Origin of the sequence: Actinoplanes sp. NPDC023801 (genome assembly GCF_040639655.1) — a bacterium.
GTDB lineage: Bacteria > Actinomycetota > Actinomycetes > Mycobacteriales > Micromonosporaceae > Actinoplanes.
Genome location: NZ_JBFAAI010000003.1, coordinates 392819 through 414755 on the forward strand (window position 1 = coordinate 392819; position 21937 = coordinate 414755).

Below are 21937 nucleotides of genomic sequence, written 5' to 3' on the forward strand. Positions count from 1 at the left end.
GGCCGTAACTTCTCCCTTATCCGATACGCCGTCGGCCGCATTTTCCAGCCGGGGAGAATCACATGAGCCTTCCGCAGAAATTCGATGTCGTCGTCGTCGGCAATGGCGTCATAGGCCTGTCGATCGCCTACCAGCTCGCGAAGCGGGCGCCCGACCAGAGCATCGTGGTCGTCGGCCCGCAGGCCCGCGAGGGCGCGGCGTCGATGGCCGCGGGCGCGATGCTGAACACGTTCGGCGAGATCACCAAGTACACGCTGCTGTCGCCGGCCGGCCAGGCCAAGTTCCAGCTGTGCCGCGACGCCCTGGACGCCTGGCCGCAGTGGCTGGCCGAGGTCAAGGAGGACTCCGGCCACGAGCGGGTCGACGCCTCGCTCAGCTCAGGCACCACGGTGCTGCTGAACGCCAAGTCCGGGCACCTCGACGACGAGAACTACGCCGCGCTGCTGGCTGCCCTGGACAAGTTCGGTGAACCGCACGAGCAGATCAGCGCCGAGGACGTGCCCGGCCTGGACCCGCTGGCCGAGGCCCGCCCGCTGCGGGCGACGCACCTGCCGCGCGAGGGCGCGATCGACTCGCGGCCCGTGGTGGCGGCACTGGCCGCGGCCGCGCAACGCTTCGGCGTGCGGCTGATCGACGCCGAGGTGCAGCGGGTGGAGACCGGCGACGGGCAGGTCACCGGGGTACGCCTGGCCGACGGCACCGCCGTGGCCGGCGGTACCGTGCTGCTGGCCGCCGGCGCGTACACCGGCCGGCTGCTCGACTGCCTCCCGCCCGGCAGCGTGCCCGCGATGTTCGCCGGCAAGGGCATCGCGGTGCAGACCGTGCGGCGTGCCGGCCCGGGCTTCCAGCACGTGGTGCGCACCCCGAACCGCTCCGGTTCGTGCGGCCTGCACCTGATCCCGCTCGGCGACGGCGTCGAGTACCTGGGCGCGACCAACCTGCTGTTCGACGACCCGGCGACGGTCCCGGACATCGGGATGAGCGAGTTCCTCGTCCAGGTGGCCCGCGAGCAGCTCGACCACAAGATCTTCTTCTCGGACGTGAAACAGTGGCTCGTCGGCAACCGGCCGGTCGCGCTCGACGGTTTCCCGCTGATCGGGCGTACCTCGGTCGACGGGTTGCTGGTCACCACCGGGACGTACCGTGACGGGTTCCACTGCTCGCCGATCGTGGCGAAGCTGGTCGTCGACGACCTGCTCGGCGCGGGTTCGCTGGCCGAGGCGCTGCCGCACTTCACCCCGGAGCGCGCGCCGATCGAGTCGATGAGCGCGGAGCAGGCGGTCGCCGAGTTCGCCTTCCACGGCGTCTCGGCCTCCATCGAGGCCGGTCTGCGCCTGCCGTCGCACACCGACACCTCGGTGCTGGACGTCTTCTACCGGCAGGCGGCGCAACGCTTCTACGACATCGTCGAGCACCCGGTCGGGCTCAGCCCCGAGGTGCTGCTCGGCACGGTCTTCAGTGAGGACCTGGCCTCGCACCGGATCGTGCGCTACCTCGACGCGGCGTACCGGCATCACGCCGGGGCGAACCGGTGACCGCCATGCCGGGGCACGGAACCGTCAACTGGTTCGACATCCGCACCCCCGACCCCGACGCCTCGCAGGCCTTCGGCGCGGCCCTGTTCGGCTGGTCGTTCCGCGACTTCGAACTCGGTGACGGCGGCGCGTCGACGATCTGGCTCGGTGACCAGGAGATCGGGCTGATGACCCGCGCGCAGGGCCCGGCCGGATCACCGGCCACCGTGCTCTACGTATACGTCGAGGATCTGACCGGCACCGTCGACCGGGCCCGCGAGCTGGGCGCGAAAGTGACCGTCGAACCCGTCTTCGTCGACGAGGAGACCGGCGCGTTCGCGGACCTGGTCGACCCGGCGGGAGTGACCATCGGCCTCTGGGGCCGGACCCTGTAGATCGGCGAAACCCCCGGCGCGGCGTGACGGGCTCTCCCGGCGCGCCGCGCCGCCGTTCATCGGAGGTGCCCGCGTGCAGACCCTGACCAGTGAGGAATCGGCGGCGCCGGCCGTGGCGCCGGCCACCGTCCGGCACCGTCTCCGCGTCGTGGCCGCGCTGGTGACGGTGCTCGCCGCGGCCGGCGCGGCGGTGACCGCCGCCGAGCTCGGCGCGCAGCAACGCGGCGGCGTGCCGCACCGCGAGGTCGTCGTGGACGGCCGGATCCCGGCCACCCTGTACGTGCCGGGGCGGGTGCCCGGCCTGACCACCAGCGCGGTCGACCTGCCACCCCCCGTCCCGGGCGCCCGGCCGCCGGCCGTCGTGCTGGCGCACGGCCACTCCGCGGACCGGTCCACGATGAGCTGGCTGGCGCGGCGCATCGCCCGGGCCGGCTACGTCGTGGTCGCCTTCGACTTCCGCGGACACGGCGGCAACCGGACGCCGCACGAACCGCACGGTTTCGACGGGCGCCGGGCAGACCTGCGGGCTGTCTACGACTGGACCGCCGGGCTGCCGTACGCCGACCCGGAGCGCATCGTCGTGGCCGGGCACTCGATGGGCGCGGCGGCCGTGGTCGACCTCGCGACTCACGACGCCCGGCCGGCCGCGACCGTGGCGATGGGCGGCTCGGTGGCCACCGTCGTCGGCCCGGTCCGTCCGCGCAACCCGCTGTTCCTGGTGGCCGCACTCGACGGGGACGTGGTCCGCGACGAGGCCGCGGCGACCGCCGCGCAGTTCCTGGGCCGCCCGGTCGCGTTCGGTGGCCGCTACGGCGATCACGCCGACGGATCGGCGGTGGGATTGCTGCAGGTCGAAGGTGCCGACCACCTGACCATGCTGTACGCCGACGACACGGCCGGCCGGATCGTCGACTGGCTCACCGCGTCGGTGGGTCCGGGTGTGGCCGTACCCACGCCCGCGGACCACCGGCTCCCGCTCGCCGGCGGCTACCTGCTGTGCGTGGCCGTGCTGCTGGTGCTGCTCGGGCGCTGGGCCGGTGCGCTGGCCGGCCCGGTGGACTGTCCGCGCCCGGCCGGGCGGCGCGCCTTCCTGCTGGTCACCGGCGCGCTGCTGGCGCCGATTCCGCTGCTGACCTGGGGTGATCCGGGGCAGTTGCTGGGTCTGGAGGCCGGCGGCGCGCTGGTGATGCTCCTGGCCGCGGCCGGGCTGCTGCTGAGCGCGGCGACGCGCACCCCGGCTGTCCGGCGGTGGGCCCGACTGCCGCAGCCGGGCGATCCGGCCGTCGGTGGGTGGCGGCAGGTCGCCGTCGCGGCACCGGTGGCCGCGGGCGGGATGCTGCTGCTGCTCGCCCCGGTCGGCCCGGTCACGCACACCCTGGTCCCTACACCGCAGCGGCTGCTCGCCGCGGTCGTCGCGGCGGCGCTGCTGACGCCGTTCCTGCTCGCGGTGGAGCGGCTGCTGCGGCACGGCTCGCCGGTGGCCGCGTCGGCGCGTTCGCTGGCCGCGCGCCTGCTGCTGATCGTCGTGGTGATGGCCGGGGTGGTCATCGGCGTGCTGCCCGGCATGCTCGGCATGCACCTGCTGGCCCTGGCACCGATCCTGATCGGGCTCGAACTGCTGTGCGCCGGCATGTTCGCGCGGCGCGCCGACCCCCGGGTGCCGGCCCTGGCCCAAGCCGCGGTGCTCGGCTGGATCGTGGCGCTGCTCTCCCCCAGCCTCTGGTGACGCCGGGGTCTCCCCCGTGCCGGCGGTGGCACCGGAGAAAGGCCGGGCCCGGGCGGATCTGCCCGGGCCCGGCTCCTGCCGTGACGAACTCAGGCGCCGCGCCCGCGGGCACCCGCACGCTCGGGCCCGGCGCCTGCCGCGGCAGCCTCGGACACCGCGCCCGCCCGCACGGCCCCGGCGATGAAGGCGACGGCCAGCGGTGCCAGCACCAGGCTGTTGCCGACCGGGCCGAGACCGGTCAGCACGTCCATCTTGACGACGATCAGCATCAGCGCCGCGCTGAGCAGCACCCCCGCAGCGGCCGGAGCGAACGACCGCTGCCAGCGGGTCTCCCCGGTGCCGGAGCGGCCCAGGAAGCGGATCACCGCGATGCTGGTGAGTACCTCCAGGGCGATCACCCCGACGAGCGTCGGCGTGTTCGTCCAGACGATGATCTGGGTGTACGGGTCCAGCGTGGTCACCCCGAAGACGGCCAGCGTGCCCAGCACCAGCGCGGTGTGCGCCACGCCGGCCACGCTGGGCGTACGCGTCCGCGGATGTACCCGGGCGAACGCGGCGGGCAGCAGCCGGTCGCGGCCCAGCGAGTACAGGTAACGGGTGCCGACATTGTGCGGGGCCAGCACTCCGGCGATGAAGCTGGTCACCACCAGGACCCGCATCATGGCGGTCAGCGCCTCGCCGAGGTAGTCGGTGGACAGCCCGAACATCAGCTCGGCGGGGTCCCCGGCCAGCAGCGCGGCCAGCCGTGACGGCCCGGCCGCGATCAGGATGATCCACGAGATGAACGCGAACACCACAGTGAGCACGGCCAGCGCCGCGTACGTGGCCCGGGGCACCGTCCGGCGCGGATCGCGGGCCTCTTCGCCGTAGACCGCCGTCTGCTCGAACCCGGTGTACATCACGAACGTGAACACGAACAGCACGCCGGCCGCCGGGGTCAGCAGGTTGAGCGGGTTGAGACTGCCGAACGTGAAGCCCTCGTGGCCGCCGCGGGCGATGACCGCCACCGCCAGCGCGAACAGGATGCCCAGCTCCAGCAACAGCAACGCGCCGAGCACCCGCGCACCGACCGTCACCTTCAGGAAAGCCAGCACCGCCACCAGGACGCCGACGGCCAGCGCGCACACCTGCCAGGCCACCCGCACGCCGGCGATCTCCTGCAGCATCAGCGAGCTGAACACCCCGGACGCGGCCAGAAAGCCGACCTGCCCGAGCGCATAGGCGGTGTACGCCAGGAACGCCGCACCGCCACCGGCTGCCCGGCCCAGCCCGGCCTCCACGTAGGCGTAGAAGGCGCCGCTGTTGCGGATGTGCCGGCTCATCGCGGTGAATCCGACCGCGAACAGCGCGTACACCGCGCCGGCGACCAGATAGCCGGCCGGGACGATGGGCCCGGCGAACAGGAACGCCAGGGCCACGAACCCGGCCATGCCGGTCAGCGGCGCGGCCGCGGACACCACGAAGAAGACCAGATGCTTGGCGCTGACCGAGTCCGGCCGCAGCCCGGGCGGGTCGGTGGTGGTGACCGGGTCGGACAGGCGGGGACGTACCTCTGATGTCATGGTTTTTCCTCCTCGGGCTGTGCCAGAAGCAGCGCCGCCTCCTCCTCGGTGAGGTCGTCCAGGCGCGCCAGCATGTCGGCCTCGGCGAGCGCGGCCAGGTTCGCCACCGTGAGCTCGGCGAAGGCATCCTCCGGGCGCAGCCGCACACCCAGCACCCGGTTCACCTCGACAAGGATCTGGTTGGCCATCACCGAGTCGCCGCCGACCTCGAAGAACGGGTCATGCACGCCGATCTCGGCGATACCGGTGGACTTCTGCACGATCGCGGCGATGCGCTCCTCCACGTCGGTGCGCGGCGCGGTGTACGGCACCGCCAGATCGGGCCGGGCCGACCGGGGTGTGCCGACAGTGCGCAACGCCTCGCCCTGCGCGGTCGCCACCTCGGCGAAGAAGTCGCGGCCCACGTCGGACGGGTAGAAGGCGGTCAGGTCGGCGATGTCGAACGGCAGCACCAGCGGCTGCACGGCGGTGCCCGCCGCGAACGCCTCGAACGCGTCGAGCCCGTCCGGCGGCGCGATCACCCGGGCGGCGGTGCGCAGCTCGTGGTCCAGACCGCTGCCCCAATCGGCGCCCATCCCGGCCTGTCCCCAAGGGCCCCAGTCGATCGACACAGCGGGCCGGCTCATACCGCGCCGGTGGTGCGCGAGCGCGTCCAGACAGGCGTTCGCGGCCGCGTAGTTGGCCTGCCCGGGCGAGCCGAGCACCCCGGCCGCGCTGCTGAACAGCACGAACCAGTCCAGCGGGTCGTCGGCGGTCAGCTCGTGCAGCAGCCATCCACCGCGGACCTTGGGCGCCAGCACGGCCCGGACCGCGTCCGGAACCATCTCCAGCAGCGCGGCGTTGTCCAGCACACCGGCGGCGTGCACGACACCCCGCAGGGGGCTGTCGCCGGCGCGGGCCAGGGTGAGCGCGCGGCGCAGCTGGGCGGGATCGGCCACGTCCGCCTCGATCACCTCGACGTCGGGACAGTGCCGCAGCAGGCCGGGCGGAAGCGGTTCGCGGGGCGCCCGGCGAGCGATCAGGACGATGCGGCCGGCGCCGCGTTCGGCGAGCCGCTCGGCGACCTGCCGGCCCAGCGCGCCCGAGCCACCGGTGATGACGTAGGCGCTGTCGGGGCGTACCGGGACCGCCGCGGGCGGTGCGATGGCGGTCCGGGACGCCCGCCGCACGAACCGGACGCCGCCGCGGTACCCGGCCTCCGCGTCGCGACCGGCGGTGCGCAGTTCGGCGTGGATCGCCGCGACCGGGTCATCATCGGCCGGGTCGAGGTCGAGGCAGCCGACGGCCAGGCGCGGATGCTCGACCGGGACCGTCTTGATCAGCCCCCACACCGCGGCGCCGAGGGGGTCGGTGACCGGGTGACCCGCGACCGGCTGGGCACCGGCCGTGACAAACAGCAGGCGCGGCTGGATGGCGGCGAAGGTGGCGGCGCGCACCAGGTGCAGCGCGGACTCCACCGCGTCGGCCGCGTCCTCACCACCGGCGCCGGGCAGGTGCACCACCGCGCCGAGGCTCGCGCCGAAATGCCGCAGCAGCTGCCGGTGCTGCTCGCCGTCGAGCGGGTCGATGTGCGGGCGCTCGTCGAGTCGGGCCGGGCCGGGGCCGGTCCGGCAGACCGTCGCCCCGGCTGCGGCCAGCCGGTCGGCCAGCTCGGCGCCGGGCCCGGTGACCGGGGCCAGGACCAGCATCCGCCCTGCCGGTTCCGGTCCGGCCGGATGCGCCGGCTGTTCGCGCCAGCGCAGGTCGTAGCAGTGCAGCCGGTCACCGGCATGCTCACGGCCGAGCCGCCGCAACCGCAGCCCGCGCAACCCGGCGACCGCCTCGCCCTCGCCGTCGAGCAGGGTCAGATCGGCGATCAGCACGTCCCGGCCGGTGTCGCGGACCAGCAGATGTGCCCGGCGGGCGGTCCGCTCCGGACGCCACCACGTCAGGCTCTGCGCACCGATCGGGACGATGGCACCAGCGCCGGCACCCCCGGCCGCGCCGGTGGCGGCCAGCGCGTGCAGGGCCGCGTCGAGCAGCCGGACCCGGTACGAGGGCTCGTCGGTGTCCGGCACGGCCAGCTCGGCGAGGGCTTCACGGTCGCCGGCCCGGACCGCGGTGACGGCCCGGAACAGCGGACCGTACTCCAGGCCGCGGGCCGACAGCGCCGCGTAGAGCGGCGGGCCGGGCACCGTGTCGGGGCAGCGCCGGGCCACCGCTCCCGTGTCGGTGCGCCCGGGTGGCGCCGCCGCCGCGACCAGCCGGGCCCGGGCGTGCCGGCGCCACGGCCCGTCGCCGTCGCGCGCGTGCACGACTGCTTCGCGTTCGTCGCCGGAGCCGGTGACCGTGCACTGCAACCGGACGCCGGCACCGTCGACGGGCAACGGGCTCTCGATGGTCACGTCCGCCACGGCGACGGAGCCGGGCAGCGCCCGTGCGGCGGCGGTGAACACGTCGAGGAAGCCGGCCGCCGGCAGGATCGCCGCGCCGGACACCCGGTGCTCGCGCAGCCACGGCGGAGACCCGGGCCGCAGCTCGCTCTGCCAGACCAGCCGGTCCGTGTCGGCCAGGTCGACGCGACGGCCCAGCAGATCGGCCGGCGCCGGCGCCGGCGCGGTGTCCGGCAGCGGGCTCCAGTGCCGGCGACGGTCCCAGGCGTGCGACGGTGCGGAGGTCACCCGGCGCGGGCCGGGATACAGGTGCCGCCAGTCCACGGGCACGCCCAGCCGGTACAGCTCGCCGGCCGTGCGCATCGCCGAGAGCACCTGCTCCTCCGGACCGGCCACGGTGCTGAGCACGCTCACGCCGGCGCCCTCGGCGATCCGGCCCAGCGAACCCTGCAGCGCGGCTCGCGGCCCGATCTCCAGCAGCACCGTCACACCGTCGGCGACCATCGCGGACACCGCGTCGGCGAACCGCACCGGCTGGCGCACGCCGCGGCTCCAGTAACCGCCGTCGAGTTTCTCGCCGATGCCGCGGGCGCCGGTGACGGTCGAGTAGAACGGGATGTCACCGGGTCCCGGCCGCAGCGGGCCGGCCGCTTCGGCGAGTTCGGCGGCGGCCGCGTCCATCAGGCGGCTGTGGAAGGCGTACCGGACCGGCAGGCGGCTGACCGGCACGAACGCGGCGCTGAGCTCGTCGGCCAGGCGGTCGATGTCCGCGGCGGGCCCGGCCAGCACGGTGGTGCCGGGCGCGTTCACGGCAGCCACGTCGAGATGCGGATAGCGGCGGGCGGCCTCGCTCTCGGTCAGACCGGTCGCGGCCATCGCACCGGCGGGGGCGGCCGCCATGGTCCGGCCGCGCACCGCCGCCAGGCTGATCGCCTCGGCCGGGTCGAGGATGCCGGCGACCGCCGCGGCGGCCAGCTCGCCGACGCTGTGGCCGGCCACCGCCGCTGGGCGTACGCCCAGCGACTCCCACAGCCGGGCCAGGCCGAGCTGCACCGCCACGATCAGCACCTGGGCCACCGCGGTGTCGTCGACGTCCACCTCCGAGGCGCCGGAGAGGACGTCCTCGATCCGGAAGCCGATCCGGCCGGCCACCGCCTCGTCGCAGCGGCGCACGGTGGAGCGGAACAGCGGGTCGGCCCGGTACAGCTCCCGGCCCATCCCGGCGAACTGGCTGCCCTGGCCGCTGAACACGAACCCGACCGCCGGGGGTGCCGGTGGGGTGGCCGGGACCGTCGCGGCGGGCAGGTCACGCGCCAGCTCCGCGGCCCGGGCGGGCAGGTCGCGCGGGTCGGCGGCCACCAGGGTGGCGCGGTACGGGCGGTGCGCGGTACGGCCCAGCGCCATCGTCGCGGCCACTGCGCCTGCCTGGTCAGGGCCGGCGTGGCGCAGATGCTCGGCCAGCGCACCGGCGAGCCGGTCGAGGCCGTCGCGGCTGCGTGCGCTCAGCGGCACCACCACCGGGCCGGTGAGCGCGGCGGGCTGCGCGGCCGGTGGGGCGGCGCCGAGCACGACGTGCGCGTTGGTGCCGCCGAAGCCGAACCCGCTGACCCCGGCGTACCGCTGATCGCCGGGCCACGGCTCGGTGCCGGTCGCCACCCGGAGGCGCAGCTCGCCGAAGGGGATGGCGGTGCTGGGCTCGGCGGCGTGCAGGCTCGGCGGGATCGTCGCGTGGTGCACGGCGAGCACCGTCTTGATCAACCCGGCGATGCCGGCGGCCGCCTCCAGGTGACCGATGTTCGACTTCACCGAGCCGATCACACAGACGTCGCCGGTGCCGCGGGCCTCGGCGATCGACCGGGCCTCGATCGGGTCGCCCAGCGGCGTGCCGGTGCCGTGGCACTCGATGTACCCGGCCGCGGCCGGGGTGAGCCCGGCGTCGGCGTAGGCGGCGGCCAGCACCGCGCGCTGGGCCGCCGGGTTGGGGGCGGTCAGGCCGTTGGAGGCCCCGTCGGAGGTGACGGCGGTGCCGCGGATGACGGCGTAGACGCGGTCTCCGGCGGCCAGCGCGTCGCTGAGCCGTTTCAGGACCACCACACCGCAGCCCTCGCCGCGGCCGTAGCCGTCGGCCGCCGCCCCGAACGCCTTGCACCGCCCGTCCGGAGCCAGCATCCCGGCCTCCGACAGACCCGCCGACACCCTGGGGTCGAGCAGGACGTTGACGCCGCCGGCCACCGCCCGCTCACAGTCGCCGGCGCGCAGGGCCCGCACCGCCAGATGCACTGCCACCAGCGACGACGAGCAGGCGGTGTCGACGGCGAGACTGGGGCCGCGCCAGTCGAAGGCGTACGACAGGCGGTTGGCCGCGATCGCCGACGAGTTGCCGGTCGGCGTGAACCGGCCCGGGTGCGGGCCGAGCACCCGGTGAGCGTGGTCCACGCTCGAGATGCCGACGAACACGCCGGTCGCCGAACCGCGCAGGCGGGCCGGCAGCTCGGCCGCATCCTCCAGCGCCTCGACCGTGGTCTCCAGCAGCATCCGCTGCTGGGGGTCCATCTGCTCGGCCTCCTCGGTGGAGATCCGGAAGAACGACGCGTCGAAGTCGGCGACCTCCGGCAGGAAGCCGCCCCGGGTGGGCCACGGGCCGCGGCCGGGCGGGGCGTCGCCGACCGCGTCCACGCCGTCGAGCAGCATCCGCCAGAAGGCCCGGGCGTCCGGCGCGCCCGGCATCCGGCAGGCCAGCCCGACCACGGCGATCGGGGCGCCCGCGTCCGCCGGGCCCGGGGCTGCGGGTTCGGCCACCCGGGAGGCGGTCAGGCTTCGCGCCAGCGCCCGCGGCGTGGGGCACTCGAACATCTCGGCGGCGTCCACCCGGCGGCCCAGCGCCGAGCCGAGCCGTTCGGCCAACTCGGCGACCCGGACCGAGTCCAGGCCGTTGCCGGCGAAGGTCTCATCCGGGTCGACCTCGCCGGCAGCGCGGCCGGACAGCACGGCGATGCGTTCGACTATCCAGCTGAGCAGGTAATCGGCGTCGTCAACGAATGACGATGGGGACATCGGCCACCTCCCGGTCGCTGAGCTCGGTGCGGTAGAGGACCTCCAGCTGCCCCGCGATCAACGCGTCGCGGGTCGCGGACCGGCGTATCTTGCCGCTGGAGGTCTTGCGGATGCTGCGCGGAGCGACGAGCACGATTTCGGCGTCCAGCTGGTGGTGGCTGAGCAGGGCGCCGTGCGCGGCCAAGGCCAGCCGGCGCAGCTCGGCCGGGTCGCGGGCGCCGGCCTCCTGGATCAGTGCGACACGTTCGCCGTCCGGTCCGGTGAGGGCGACAGCCGCCCCGCCGCCGGCACGCAGCCGGCGGTCGACGCCCTGCGCGGTCCGTTCGACGTCGTGCGGGTGGATGTTCCGGCCGCGCACGATCAGCAGGTCGGTGAGCCGTCCGGTGACGTAGATCCGGCCGCCCGCCAGCACACCCTCGTCGCCGGTACGCAGGAAGCCGCCGCCGTCACCGGGCAGGCTCGCGCCGAACGCGGCGGCGGTCGCCTCCGGCTTGCCCCAGTAGCCGTCGCTGAGGCTGGGCCCACGGAACCAGATCTCCCCCGGCGTGCCGTCCGCCACGGGCCGGCCGTCCGTGCCGACCACACGCACGTCGTGGCCGGGTGGCAGGCCTCCCGAGGTGACCCGGTCGCCCTCGGTCCGCTCGTGCGCCGCGGTCCGGTCCGCGCGGTCACCGGAGATCAGCAGGGCCGCCTCCGCCATCCCGTAGCAGCCGCGCACCGTGCCGGGTCGCAGTCCGTGGGGGGCGAAGGTCCGCTCGAAGTCGCGCAGCACCGCCGCGCTGATCGGCTCGGCACCGTTGAACGCGACGTCCCAGCTGCTCAGGTCCAGCCCGGTCGCCGCCGCTGCCCGGCGGGTGCAGAGCTGGTACGCGAAACTGGGTCCACCGCTGATCGTGGCGCGCACCCGGCTGATCAGCTCGAGCCAGCGCAGCGGGCGGTGCATGAAGTGCAGCGGCGACATCAGGTACGCCGGCATCCGCCGGTACAGCGGGTACAGCAGGGTGCCGATCAGGCCCATGTCGTGGTACATCGGCAGCCACGACACCACCGTCCCGGTACTGGGCCGCCGCACGAACCAGTGCATCGACTCCAGGTTCGCCAGCAGGTGCTCGTGCCGCAGCATCACGCCTTTCGGGGTGCCCGTGGAGCCGGAGGTGTACTGCAGCAGCGCCAGGTCGCGGGGACGTACCCGGATCGCCGTGCGCGGCTCCTCGAGCGCCGCCGCCGCGATCGAAACCCACGGCACCGGGCCGGGCGGGGCCAGGCCGGCGTACCCGTCGGAGGCCAGGACGAGCTCGGCGCCGCAGTCCGACGCGACCCGCTCCAGGTTGGCCAGCCCCGGCCCGGGCCGGCCGGGCGACGGCGGATACACCGGCACCGCCGCCACCCCGGCGAGCTGGCAGCCGAAGAACGCGGTCACGAAGTCGAGGCCGGCGTCCAGGCACAGCACCACCCGGCCGCCGGGTGAGACGGTGCGCGCGATCAGCGCGGCCACCCGGCCTGCCGCCTGCTCCAGCCCGGCCCAGGTCAAGCTGCGCAGATCCGACTCGCCGTCGGCCAGGAAGCCGTACCCGAGCGCGTCCGGCTCGCGCTGCGCGGCCTCGCGCAGCAGTGCCACGAGGGTGTCAGCCACGGCCGGCTCCCCCACCCGTGCCGCCCACGTGCAGCCGCCACAGCGACGCCGCGTCCAGCGCCCGCTGCGCGCCGACCTGCTTGCCGGTGACGCCCTCGCGCTCCCACAGCCGCGGGTACGCCTCCACCACCGGCGGCTCGACCGCCTCCGGCGGCTCCACGTTGGCCAGGGCGGCCTCCACGTAGGGGGCGATCCGGGCCTGCTTCTTGGCGGCCAGCTCGGCATGACGCTCGGCGAAGTCGGGTGCCACCTCGCGGCCGAACAGCTCCAGCGACTCGCAGATGTGCTCGTGCTCGTACCGCCCGCCCTGCTGCAGCAGGATCACCTGGTCGACGCCGGCCTCTTCGAGCTCGCGGAAGTGCTCGCGCGCCCCGGCCGGGTCGTTGACCGCGCCGAGCCCGGCCATCGGCTCGGGCTCGGCCCGCTGGAACTCCTCCCACAGCGAGGTGCGCCCCGGGGTGTGCGCGCCGAACCGGTAGTAGTGCGCCAGCGCCCACTTGAAGAACCGCTGCCCCTCCAGGCCACGGGCGCGGGCCACGTCGGCGTCGGGATGCAGCATCAGCCCGGCGAGCATGGCGACGTTGGGGTTGACCGCCTGCCCGATCGGCCGGCACTCCCGCTCGAACGTCTCGTAGTACTCGTTCACCCAGAACCGGGCCTCGCCGGCGTCCATAAAGGAGAAGGTGAGCGCGCCGAGCCCGAGCCGGGCGGCCATCTTCAGGGTCTCCCGGTTGGTGCACGCCACCCACAGCGGCGGGTGCGGGGTCTGCACCGGCTTCGGAACCACGTTGCGCGACGGCATCGAGAAGTACCGGCCCTGATATCCCGGGTACGGCACGGAGGCCATCATCTTCGCGGCCTCGCGCACCCCCTCCGCCCACATCGCCCGCTTCTCGATGTAGTTGGCCCGGAAGCCCTCCAGCTCCAGCCGGGAGCTGGACTCGCCGGTACCCCACTCGACCCGGCCCTGGCTGACCAGGTCGAGCATGGCGATCCGCTCGGCCACCCGGGCCGGGTGGTTGTAGGCCGGCGCCATCAGGCTGATTCCGTGCCCGAGCCTCATCCGGGTGGTGCGCTGGCTGACCGCGGCCAGGAACACCTCAGGCGCGGTGGAGTGCGAGTACTCCTCGAGGAAGTGGTGCTCCTGCGCCCAGGCGTAGTCGATCCCGGCGCGCTCCCCGAGCTCCGCCCAGGTGAGCGCGTTGCTGATCAGCTCCTGCTCACTGTCCGGCCGCCACGGCCGCGGCAGCTGGAGCTCGAAGAACATCCCGAACTGCATAGTCGGCTCCTCAGCGTGCGGGCGCCTGCGGGTTCTGTTCCCGCTGCGCGATCAGGTGGGACAACAGGTCGTCGACCTTCTCCGTGGACAGGTCGTCCACCAGGCGGCGCAGCGCGACCCCGCGGTCGGTGAGCTGAGCCCTGCGGTCCCGGTCGGACGCCACCAGCCAGGCCAGGTGCTCGACGGTCGGCGAGTCGAACAGCTTCTGCAGGACCAGTTCGACGCCGTACCGCTGCTCCAGCCGGACCACCAGCTGCGCCGCGCGGATCGAGTGGCCGCCGAGCTCGAAGAAGTCGTCGGTGACGCCGACGCGCGGCAGGCCGAGCAGCGCACCGACCTCGGCGGCGATCTCTTCCTCCAGCTCGGTGCGGGGCGCCACGTACGGCCGGTCGGCCGGACGCACGTTGTCCCGCGGCGCCGGCAGCGCGTCCCGGTCGACCTTGCCGGTGCCGGTGCGCGGCAGCTCGTCGAGGACCACGAACCGGTCCGGTACGCAGTACGACGGCAGCCGCTCGCGCAGGTGGCGCCGGATCGTCGGGACCAGGTCGGTGTCCGGGTCGCCGGGCCGCCCGGTCCGGACCAGGTAGCCGACGAGCAGCTGCCCGTCCGGGTCGGCCGGGTCGCGGTGCACCGCGGCGGCACACTCGGCGATCGCCGGGTGCCGTTCGGCCGCCGACTCGATCGCGCCCAGCTCCACCCGGTGACCGCGCACCTTGACCTGCCCGTCGCGGCGGCCGACGAACTGCAGGCTGCCGTCGCCGCGGTAGCGGGCGAAGTCGCCGGTGCGGTAGAGGCGAGCGCCGGGCTCGGTGGCGAACGGGTCCGGCACGAACCGGTCCGCGGTCGTGCCCGGCCGGTTCAGATAGCCGCGGCTCACCGCGACCCCGCCGAGACAGATCTCACCGACCGCGCCCACCGGCACCGGCCGCAGGTCCTCGTCCAGCAGATGGCAGGTGGTGTTGCGGATCGGACGGCCGAGCGGCACCGGCGCCCCGGTGGTCAGCGGCGCGACCAGCGACCAGATCGCCGCTTCGGTCGGTCCGTACTGGGTGAACGCCGCCTCCTGCGTGGTGGCCAGGTAGTCGGCCAGGGTCTCGGTGACCGGTTCGCCGCCGACCATCGCCCGGATCCGGACCTGGTCGGGCGAACGGCGCAGCAACTGCCAGACGGTCGCGGTGCCGGACAGTGTGGTGACGCCGCCGCGCCGGATCGCCGCTGCCAGGGTGACGCCGTCGGCGGCCGCGGCGGCCGGGATGAGGTGTACCGTGCCGCCGGCGGCGAGCGTGCCGAACAACTCCGCCACCGACGCGTCGAAGGCCGGTGAGGCGATCGCGCCCAGCACGGTGCCGGTGTCGAAGCCGTGCTCGTCCGCGAGCGAGAAGGCATGGTTCACCGCCGCGCGGTGGCTGACCACGACACCCTTGGGCTCGCCGGTGGATCCGGAGGTGAACACCAGATAGGCGGCCGCGTCCGGGTGCACCGGCGGCAGCTCCGGGTCCACCCCGTCGCCGGTCGCGTCCTCGTCGGTACGCAGCACGTGCTCGACCCGTACCCCGGCCGACGCCAGCCGCTCGGGCAGGTCGTCGCCGGGTTCGCAGACGAGCACCCGGGCGCCGGTCTGCCGCAGCACCCCGGCTATCCGGTCCAGGCCGTGCGCCGGGTCGACCGGGGTGTAGCAGCCGCCGGCGCGCATCGTGGCAGCCGCGGTGACCACCAGGTCGGGGCAGCGCGGCAACGCCGACACGACCGGTTCCTCCGCGGCCACACCGAGCCGGCGCAGCCGGTGGGCCAGCCGGAGCGACTGCCCGGTGAGGGCGGCGTACGTCAGGGTGGTGCGGCCGTCGGTGACGGCCGGCGCGTCCGGCCGCTCGGCGGCCCGGCTCACCACGAGCTCGGGCAGGCTGACCGGGGGCGTGGCGCGCCGCGGCCCGGCCGACCAGCGGACCCGGTCGGCACGTTCGGCGGAACCGGCCGCATCGATGTCGGCCAGCGCCGTGTCCGGCTGCGCGATCAGGGCGCGGACCGTGGCCACGAACCGGTCGGCGAGGCGCCCGGCGGTGGCGCGGTCGAACAGGTCGGACCGGTACACGAGGCCGCCGTGCAGGGCGGGGCGCTCGGACAGGTGCAGCTCGAGGTCGGCGCGAGCGGTGCGCCAGCCCAGCGTGACCGGTTCGGCGGCGAGCCCGGCGAAGGTGACCGCGGGCACCGGGGGCTGGAGCACGAACAGGGCGGACAGCACGCCGGCCGAGGCGGCCGACCGGGGCAGGCGCAGCTCTTCCACGACCCGGTCGAAGGGGACTCGCTGGTGTGACAGCGCGCCGAGGGTGCTGTCGCGGACCGCGGCGAGCAGGCTGCGGAAGGTGGTGCCGTCCGGGATCGGGGTACGCAGCGCGACGGTGTTGGTGAAGTTGCCGATCAGCCCGCCGACGTCGGGATGTTCCCGGCCGGCCACCGCGCCGCCGATCACGATGTCCGGCTGGCCGGTGAGGGCGTGCAGGACGGCGGCGTAGGCAGCCTGCAGGACCATGTAGACGGTCGTGCCGGTGGCGCGCGCGAAGGCCCGTACCGCCTCGTCGTCGGCCTCGGTGAGGGCGATCTCGCACCAGTCGCCCTCCGCCGACAGGGCCGCCGGCCGCGGCCGGTCGGTCGGCAGGTCCAGCAGGCGCATCCCGGCCAGCCGGGACCGCCACCACTCCAGCTCGGCGGCGTGGTCCTGACCCTGTTCGGCGGCGGCCACGTCGGCGTACCGGATCGGCAGCGGCGGCAGCTCGGCCGGCACGCCTTCGAGGTGGGCGGTGTAGAGGGCGGACAGCTCACGCAGCGCGACCGCCAGCGCCCAGCCGTCCGCGATCAGATGATGCACGACCAGGGCCAGCACGTCCCGCTGCGGCGTCCGGTAGCAGACCAGCCGCGCCAGCGGGCCGCTCGACAGGTCCATCGTCAGCGCGGCGAGCGCCCGGGCCCGCTCGACGGCGCCGGCGATCGCGCAGTCCGGGTCCTGGTCGGGCAGCTCGACGACCTCCAGAACCGGCGCGGCCTCGTCCCGCACCACCTGGATCGGCACGCCGCCGTCGGACTCGACGACCGTGCGCAGGATGTCGTGCCGCGTCACCAGGGCGGCCAGTGCGGCCCGCAAGGCCGCCGTGTCCAACCGGCCGGCCACCACGACGCAGTGGGCCAGGTTGTTCGCGGCAGTGCCGGGCAGCAGCTGTTCGGCGAACCACAGGCGCTGCTGCGCGGCAGACAGCGGAACCGGTCCCGGACGGGCCGGTGGGATCGCCGGTGTGCCCGCGAGCACCGGGGCGATCCGGGATCCGGTACGCCATCTTCGCAGAAGCTCGGCCTTCGCCTCGGACAGGTCGGCCCGCTGGTCCATGGGTTCCTCCGTGGGGTCGTGCGTACGGGCGGGTCAGGCCGTCATGCGCTCGCGCAGCGACCGCGGGCGCAGGTCGGTCCAGATCTCGTCGATGTGGGCCAGGCAGTCCGCTCGCGGGCCCTGGAACCCGGTGGCCCGCCAGCCGGCCGGCGGGGTGCGGTCGGCCCGCCAGACGGAGTACTGCTCCTCGTCGTTGACCACGACGGCGTAACCGGTCTGCTGGGTGTCCATGAGGTGTCCTTCCGGAGAGCGTGGTGCGGGGTCGGAGTGTGGAGTCCGTCCCCGCGCCGGCCTGGGCGCACGGCGCGGGGACGGATGCCCGGTGGGGGGCTCAGCGCCGGCGCGGGTACCGCTCCGGCGGGTCGAGCTGGCCGTGCCGGACCAGGAAGTCCAGGCAGTCGTGCATGTACTTCTCGTCCAGGGGCGCCGGCCGGTAACCGGTGCCCTCGATGCCGTCGAGCAGGTTGATGCACTCGCTGCGGTTGTCGATGGCGTCCTCGGTCTCCATCGACATCTCCACACCGGCGTCACCGGAGGTGTAGAGCAGCAGGACCGGCACCATCGGGTACACCGGGTGGTCGGGGCCCGCGTTGATGGCCAGTTGCACGGCCTCGTCGAAGTCCACGACCTCGAACGGGTAGCCGTACGACTTGATCCAGGGGAACAGCGCGTTGTGCGGGATCGCCTCGGTGTTCCAGAGGTGGTAGATGTTGCCCAGCGACTTCTCCTGCCGCGACACGTGCACCATGGCCGCGCTGGCGTAGTCGAGCGTGATGGCGTTCATCGACTCCGGGTAATCCGGCAGAATGCCGAACTCCAGGAAGCCGCGCAGCGCGGTGAGCACGTAGTTCTGCGCGTGGCAGGCGCCGGTCCGCGGGTGGCCCATCATGATCGACGGCCGGTAGATGGTGACCGGCAGCCCGCGGTCCTTCGCGTGAGTGATCAGTTTCTCGCTGACCCACTTGCTCTGCGGGTAGCTGAACGGCACCTGCGGCGGCCGGCTCGGCAGGGGCACCTCGAGGAAGGGCCGCTGCATGTGCGCCGCGATGAAGACGTCGATCGTCGACACGAAGTGCACCTGCTTGACCTTGTACCTTGAGGCCAGCCGCAGCATCTCCACGGTGCCGTCCACGTTCGGTGCCTTGAGGGCCGAGTACGGCATGGAGAAGTTCACCAGCGCGCCGTTGTGGTAGATCGTGTCGATGATCCGGGACATGTGGTCGAAGTCCGACGGTGACAGCCCCAGCAGCGGCTTGCCCAGGTCGCCGCAGACCGCGTGCACGCGCCGCTCGAACCGGTCGTCCCACGGCACCTCGTAGTGCTCGCAGGCGTCCCGCAGGCGCTTCTTGCCGGCTGCGGGGTCGCGGGCCCGTACCAGGCAGTAGATGTCGGCGGTGGTCTGGGCGACCAGCTGGTCCAGCAGGAACACCCCGAAGTAGCCGGTGCCGCCGGTCAGCAGGATCGCCTTCGCGTTGAAGAAGTCGGCCTGCGGCAGGTTCGCCGCGGTGATGATCGGGTCGAGCAGCGCCTCCCGGTCCAGGTCGTCGGCGGCGTCACGGGTGGCGCGCAGGCCTTCGAAGCCCTCCCGCTCGTACAGCTCGACCCGGGACGCCACCCCGGCCACCGTGGGCGTGCTGAACAACGCGTGCAGGGGCAGTTCCAGGCCGTACGCCTTGGACAGCCGCGCGCCGACCCGGGACAGCTGCAACGAGCTGCCGCCGTACGAGAAGAAGTCGTCGTGCAGTCCGACCCGGGCCACGCCCAGCGCCTCGGCGAAGACCTCGGCGATCTCCTTCTCGACCCGGCGGCGCGGCACCGCCCCGCTGGGCAGGGTGGCCGGCGCGGCCACCGGGTCCGGCAGCGCGGAGCGCATCACCTTGCCGTTGGGGTTGACCGGGAACTCGTCGCGGGCCAGGAACGCCACCGGGACCATGAAGTGCGGCAGCAGCCGGTTCAGGTGCGCGGTCAGCTCGTCACCCGACGGGGGGTTCGCCGGGTCAGCCGGGATGAACCAGGCGACCAGGTGGTCCTCGGTGCCGCCGGGGTGCCGGCGGGTGCCGGCCACGGCGCTGGTGACGCCGGGGTGGCGCTGCAGCGCGTTCTCGATCTCGCCGAGCTCGATCCGGAAGCCGCGGACCTTGACCTGGGTGTCCACCCGGCCGAGGAACTCCAGGGTCCCGTCGGCACGGTGGCGGGCCAGGTCGCCGGTGCGGTAGAGCCGGCCGCCCGGCTCGGCCGAGAACGGGTCCGGCACGAACCGGTCGGCGGTCAGCGCCGGCTGGCCCAGGTAGCCGCGTGCCAGGCCGTCGCCGGCGACGTGGATCTCACCGGGCACCCCGATCGGCACCGGGTTGAGGTCGTCGTCGAGCAGGTAGACCCGGGTGTTCTGGATCGGACGCCCAATCGGCACGCTGGCGCCGTCCTCGTCCGGCGTGGCCAGCTGCGCGGTCGCCCAGACGGTCACCTCGGTCGGGCCGTAGTCGTTGTACAGCTTCGTCCACGGCAGGGCCTTGTAGTGGTCGACCGCAAGCTGCGCGGGGAACACGTCGCCGCCGGCCGACACGTCCTTCAGCGAGATCATCTGCCGGCCGCCGGCGGCGAGCAGCAGCTGGTAGTACGACGGCATGTGCGTGATGTGGGTGATCCGCTCGGTCTGCACCAGCCGGGCCAGCAGCGCCGGGTTGGCGACCTGGTCGTCGCTGGGCAGCACGATCCGGCCACCGGTCAGCAGCGTCCAGTACAGGCCCGCGGCCGACGCGTCGAACGACAACGCCACCGGGATCGCGTACGACTCCGGCGCCTCACGCCCGAACGCGCTGCGCGCCAGCGTCGAGTTGACGATCTGGCGGTGCGGGACGACGACGCCCTTGGGTGAACCGGTGGAGCCGGAGGTGTAGATGACGTACGCGACGTTGGCCGGGTCCACGGCCACCGCCGGATCGGTGTCCGGCTCGGCGCGCACCTCGTCGGAGTCGGCGCGGATCCACGGGTCGCACGGCACCGGCTGCAGCACCATCTCGGCCTCGCCGGCGGCGACCACCACGGTGATCCCCGCGTCGGACAGGATCGTGCGCATCCGCTCGGCGGGCTGCTCCGGGTCGATGGGCACGTAGCCGCCGCCGGCCTTCATCGTGGCCAGGAACGCCACCACGGCGCCGATCCGGCGGTTCGCGATGACACCGACCAGCGACTCCGGGCCGACCCCGCTGCGGATCAGCCGGTGCGCCAGCTGGTTGGCCCACCGGTCGAGCTCGGCGTAGGTGAGCCGGTCGGTGCCGGCCACGATCGCCAGCTTGTCCGGGGTACGGGCCACCTGCTCGGCGAAGAGGCCGTGCAGGGTGGCGTCGCGGGGGTAGTCGGCGTCCGTGCTGTTCCACTCGCCGAGCGCCCGGGCGAGCTCGTGGTCGGTGAGCATGCCGAGGGCCGCGTGGCGCTGGTCCGGTTCGTCGGCCGCGTCACCGAGCAGCGCGATCAGGTGATCCAGCAGCAGGTCGATGGTGTCGGCATCGAACAGGTCGGCGTTGTGCACGCCGTGCAGCCGCAGCCCGCCGTCCTCGCCGGTGCGCAGGTGCACGCTCAGGTCGAAGGCGGACAGCCCGTCGTCGAGGTCGGCAAGCCGCCAGGTCACGCCGCCGGCCTCGCGCGCGCCGAACTGCGGCTCGCGGTCGTCGTAGCGCACCTGGAACAGCGGCGAGCGGCTGAAGTCGGCCTCCGGCGCGAGCTTGGCCACCACCTCCTCGAACGGCAACTGCTGACGCTCGTGCGCCTGCTTGCGGCCGCTCGCGACCCGGCGCAGCAGTTCCCGGAAACTCTCGTCGGGATCCAACAGGGTCCGCAGCACCACGGCGTTCTCCAGCGGTGCCAGCACGCCGGCGAGGCGCTCCTCGTACCGGCCGTCCACCGGCAGGCCGACCGCGATGTCGTTCTCCCGGGTGTACCGGCTGAGCAGGACGACCAGGCCGGTCAGCACCACGGCGGACGCGGTGACGTCCTCGGCACCGGCGAGGTCCTGCAGCTTGGTCACCAACTCCGCCGGCAGCGGCCGGGTGCTGCGCGAGCCGCGCAGCGACGGCATCCGGTCGGCCGCACGGGCGTGGTCGGACGGCAGATCCAGGGCCGGGACGCCGGCCAGCCGCTTCTCCCAGAACTCGATCTCGCGGCGGGCGGCCGGCGACCTGAGCCAGGAGCGACGCCGGTCGACGACCTCACCGAGGGTGGTCGAAGCCCGGTCGAACCGCGGCGTGCCGCCGCCGGTCAGGGTCTCGTACGCGTCGACGAGCTGGCCGAGCAGCCGGTCCGCCACCACCTCGTCGCCGACCATCTGGTGCACGGTCAGGATGACCTCGTGCCGGCCCGCCCCGCGGGGGATGACGGCGATCCGCAGCAGCGGCGCCTCCGACAGGTCGAACGGGCGCCCCGCCTCGCGGACCCGGAGCCGGGCCACGGCGTCCTCGAGCACCTCGCCGCCGGCGGTCTCCACCAGCAGCACCTCCGGGTGCACGGCGCCCGGCTCACGGACGGCGCCGACGGGCCGGCCCTCGACCGGAACCCAGCTCGTGCGTAGTTCCTCGTGCGCGTCGACCAGCGCGGTGGCCGCCGCACGCAGGCGACCCAGGTCAAGGGGACCGTCCACGTCGACGATCCGGACCACGTGTGTGGGCACCTGGGTCGACACCTGGTGCAGAACCCAGAAGCGGCGCTGCGACTGCAGAAGCCGCTCGCCCTCCCGGTCACCGTCGCGGCCGAGCAGCTGCGTCAGAAGGGCACGCTTCTCCTCGTCCGAGAGCTGGCCTACCTGTTCGCGGGCTATTGACACCGCTTTCCCACCTTCCCGCCCCGCCGGCTTAGATTGACAATGGATCGATCGATATGGCTCACCGTAGCGACCGCCGCCGAGAATCAATGAAAATTGACGGAATTCTGGCAGGGTCAAGCTCCGGTCACCCGCTTCAATAATTCGCCGGCGACGCTTCGGGTACGGTTTCTTTTATGCGACTGAAAGATCTTTCATCGGCGCTTGCCCGTT

At 73.9% G+C, this 21937-nt stretch carries 10 protein-coding genes; 3 read left to right on the forward strand and 7 right to left on the reverse strand.

Annotated features, from left to right (window positions below; genetic code table 11):
- Positions 1 to 62 precede the first annotated feature (62 nt).
- From AB0G04_RS08890 to AB0G04_RS08900, 3 genes are all read left to right on the forward strand, one after another.
- Positions 63 to 1535: an FAD-dependent oxidoreductase gene (locus AB0G04_RS08890; RefSeq protein ID WP_360978934.1), complete on the forward strand. Its 1473-nt coding sequence runs from the start codon at positions 63 to 65 to the stop codon at positions 1533 to 1535.
- A gap of 5 nt (positions 1536 to 1540) precedes the next feature.
- A complete protein-coding gene (locus tag AB0G04_RS08895) occupies positions 1541 to 1909 on the forward strand; it encodes a VOC family protein (RefSeq protein WP_360978937.1) in 369 nt (122 codons plus the stop codon).
- 73 nt (positions 1910 to 1982) lie between these two features.
- The gene (locus AB0G04_RS08900) at positions 1983 to 3635 is read left to right on the forward strand and encodes an alpha/beta fold hydrolase (protein WP_360978940.1); all 1653 of its coding nucleotides are present in this window, start codon (positions 1983 to 1985) and stop codon (positions 3633 to 3635) included.
- 89 nt (positions 3636 to 3724) lie between these two features.
- Here AB0G04_RS08900 and AB0G04_RS08905 read toward each other — a convergent pair whose 3' ends face one another.
- The 7 genes from AB0G04_RS08905 to AB0G04_RS08935 all read right to left on the reverse strand — a co-directional run bounded on the left by AB0G04_RS08905 (position 3725) and on the right by AB0G04_RS08935 (position 21727).
- Positions 3725 to 5197: an APC family permease gene (locus tag AB0G04_RS08905; RefSeq protein ID WP_360978943.1), complete on the reverse strand. Its 1473-nt coding sequence runs from the start codon at positions 5195 to 5197 to the stop codon at positions 3725 to 3727.
- A complete protein-coding gene (locus AB0G04_RS08910) occupies positions 5194 to 10623 on the reverse strand; it encodes an SDR family NAD(P)-dependent oxidoreductase (protein WP_360978946.1) in 5430 nt (1809 codons plus the stop codon). The genes AB0G04_RS08905 and AB0G04_RS08910 overlap by 4 nt, the downstream gene beginning before the upstream one ends.
- Positions 10601 to 12256 (reverse strand): fatty acyl-AMP ligase, encoded by a 1656-nt coding sequence (locus tag AB0G04_RS08915; protein ID WP_360978949.1) that lies wholly within the window; start codon positions 12254 to 12256, stop codon positions 10601 to 10603. The genes AB0G04_RS08910 and AB0G04_RS08915 overlap by 23 nt, the downstream gene beginning before the upstream one ends.
- Positions 12249 to 13535 (reverse strand): LLM class flavin-dependent oxidoreductase, encoded by a 1287-nt coding sequence (locus tag AB0G04_RS08920; RefSeq protein ID WP_360978952.1) that lies wholly within the window; start codon positions 13533 to 13535, stop codon positions 12249 to 12251. Before AB0G04_RS08920 ends, AB0G04_RS08915 begins: the two co-directional genes overlap by 8 nt.
- A 10-nt stretch (positions 13536 to 13545) precedes the next feature.
- Positions 13546 to 16911 carry an amino acid adenylation domain-containing protein gene (locus AB0G04_RS08925; RefSeq protein WP_360978955.1) on the reverse strand — a complete coding sequence of 1122 codons (3366 nt, stop codon included), beginning with the start codon at positions 16909 to 16911 and terminating at the stop codon, positions 13546 to 13548.
- Between the two features lie 33 nt (positions 16912 to 16944).
- Entirely contained in the window at positions 16945 to 17142 is a 198-nt protein-coding gene (locus AB0G04_RS08930; RefSeq protein WP_360978958.1) for an MbtH family NRPS accessory protein, read from the reverse strand.
- 100 nt (positions 17143 to 17242) lie between these two features.
- Entirely contained in the window at positions 17243 to 21727 is a 4485-nt protein-coding gene (locus AB0G04_RS08935) for an amino acid adenylation domain-containing protein (protein WP_360978961.1), read from the reverse strand.
- Between the last annotated feature and the right edge of the window lie 210 nt (positions 21728 to 21937).

Excerpts from the sequence above, each read along its gene's own strand:
- AB0G04_RS08905 (WP_360978943.1), bottom strand. The coding sequence starts at position 5,197 with ATGACATCAGAGGTACGTCCCCGCCTGTCCGACCCGGTCACCACCACC.
- AB0G04_RS08890 (WP_360978934.1), top strand. The coding sequence starts at position 63 with ATGAGCCTTCCGCAGAAATTCGATGTCGTCGTCGTCGGCAATGGCGTC.
- AB0G04_RS08920 (WP_360978952.1), bottom strand. The coding sequence starts at position 13,535 with ATGCAGTTCGGGATGTTCTTCGAGCTCCAGCTGCCGCGGCCGTGGCGG.
- AB0G04_RS08895 (WP_360978937.1), top strand. The coding sequence starts at position 1,541 with ATGCCGGGGCACGGAACCGTCAACTGGTTCGACATCCGCACCCCCGAC.
- AB0G04_RS08925 (WP_360978955.1), bottom strand. The coding sequence starts at position 16,911 with ATGGACCAGCGGGCCGACCTGTCCGAGGCGAAGGCCGAGCTTCTGCGA.
- AB0G04_RS08930 (WP_360978958.1), bottom strand. The coding sequence starts at position 17,142 with ATGGACACCCAGCAGACCGGTTACGCCGTCGTGGTCAACGACGAGGAG.
- AB0G04_RS08910 (WP_360978946.1), bottom strand. The coding sequence starts at position 10,623 with ATGTCCCCATCGTCATTCGTTGACGACGCCGATTACCTGCTCAGCTGG.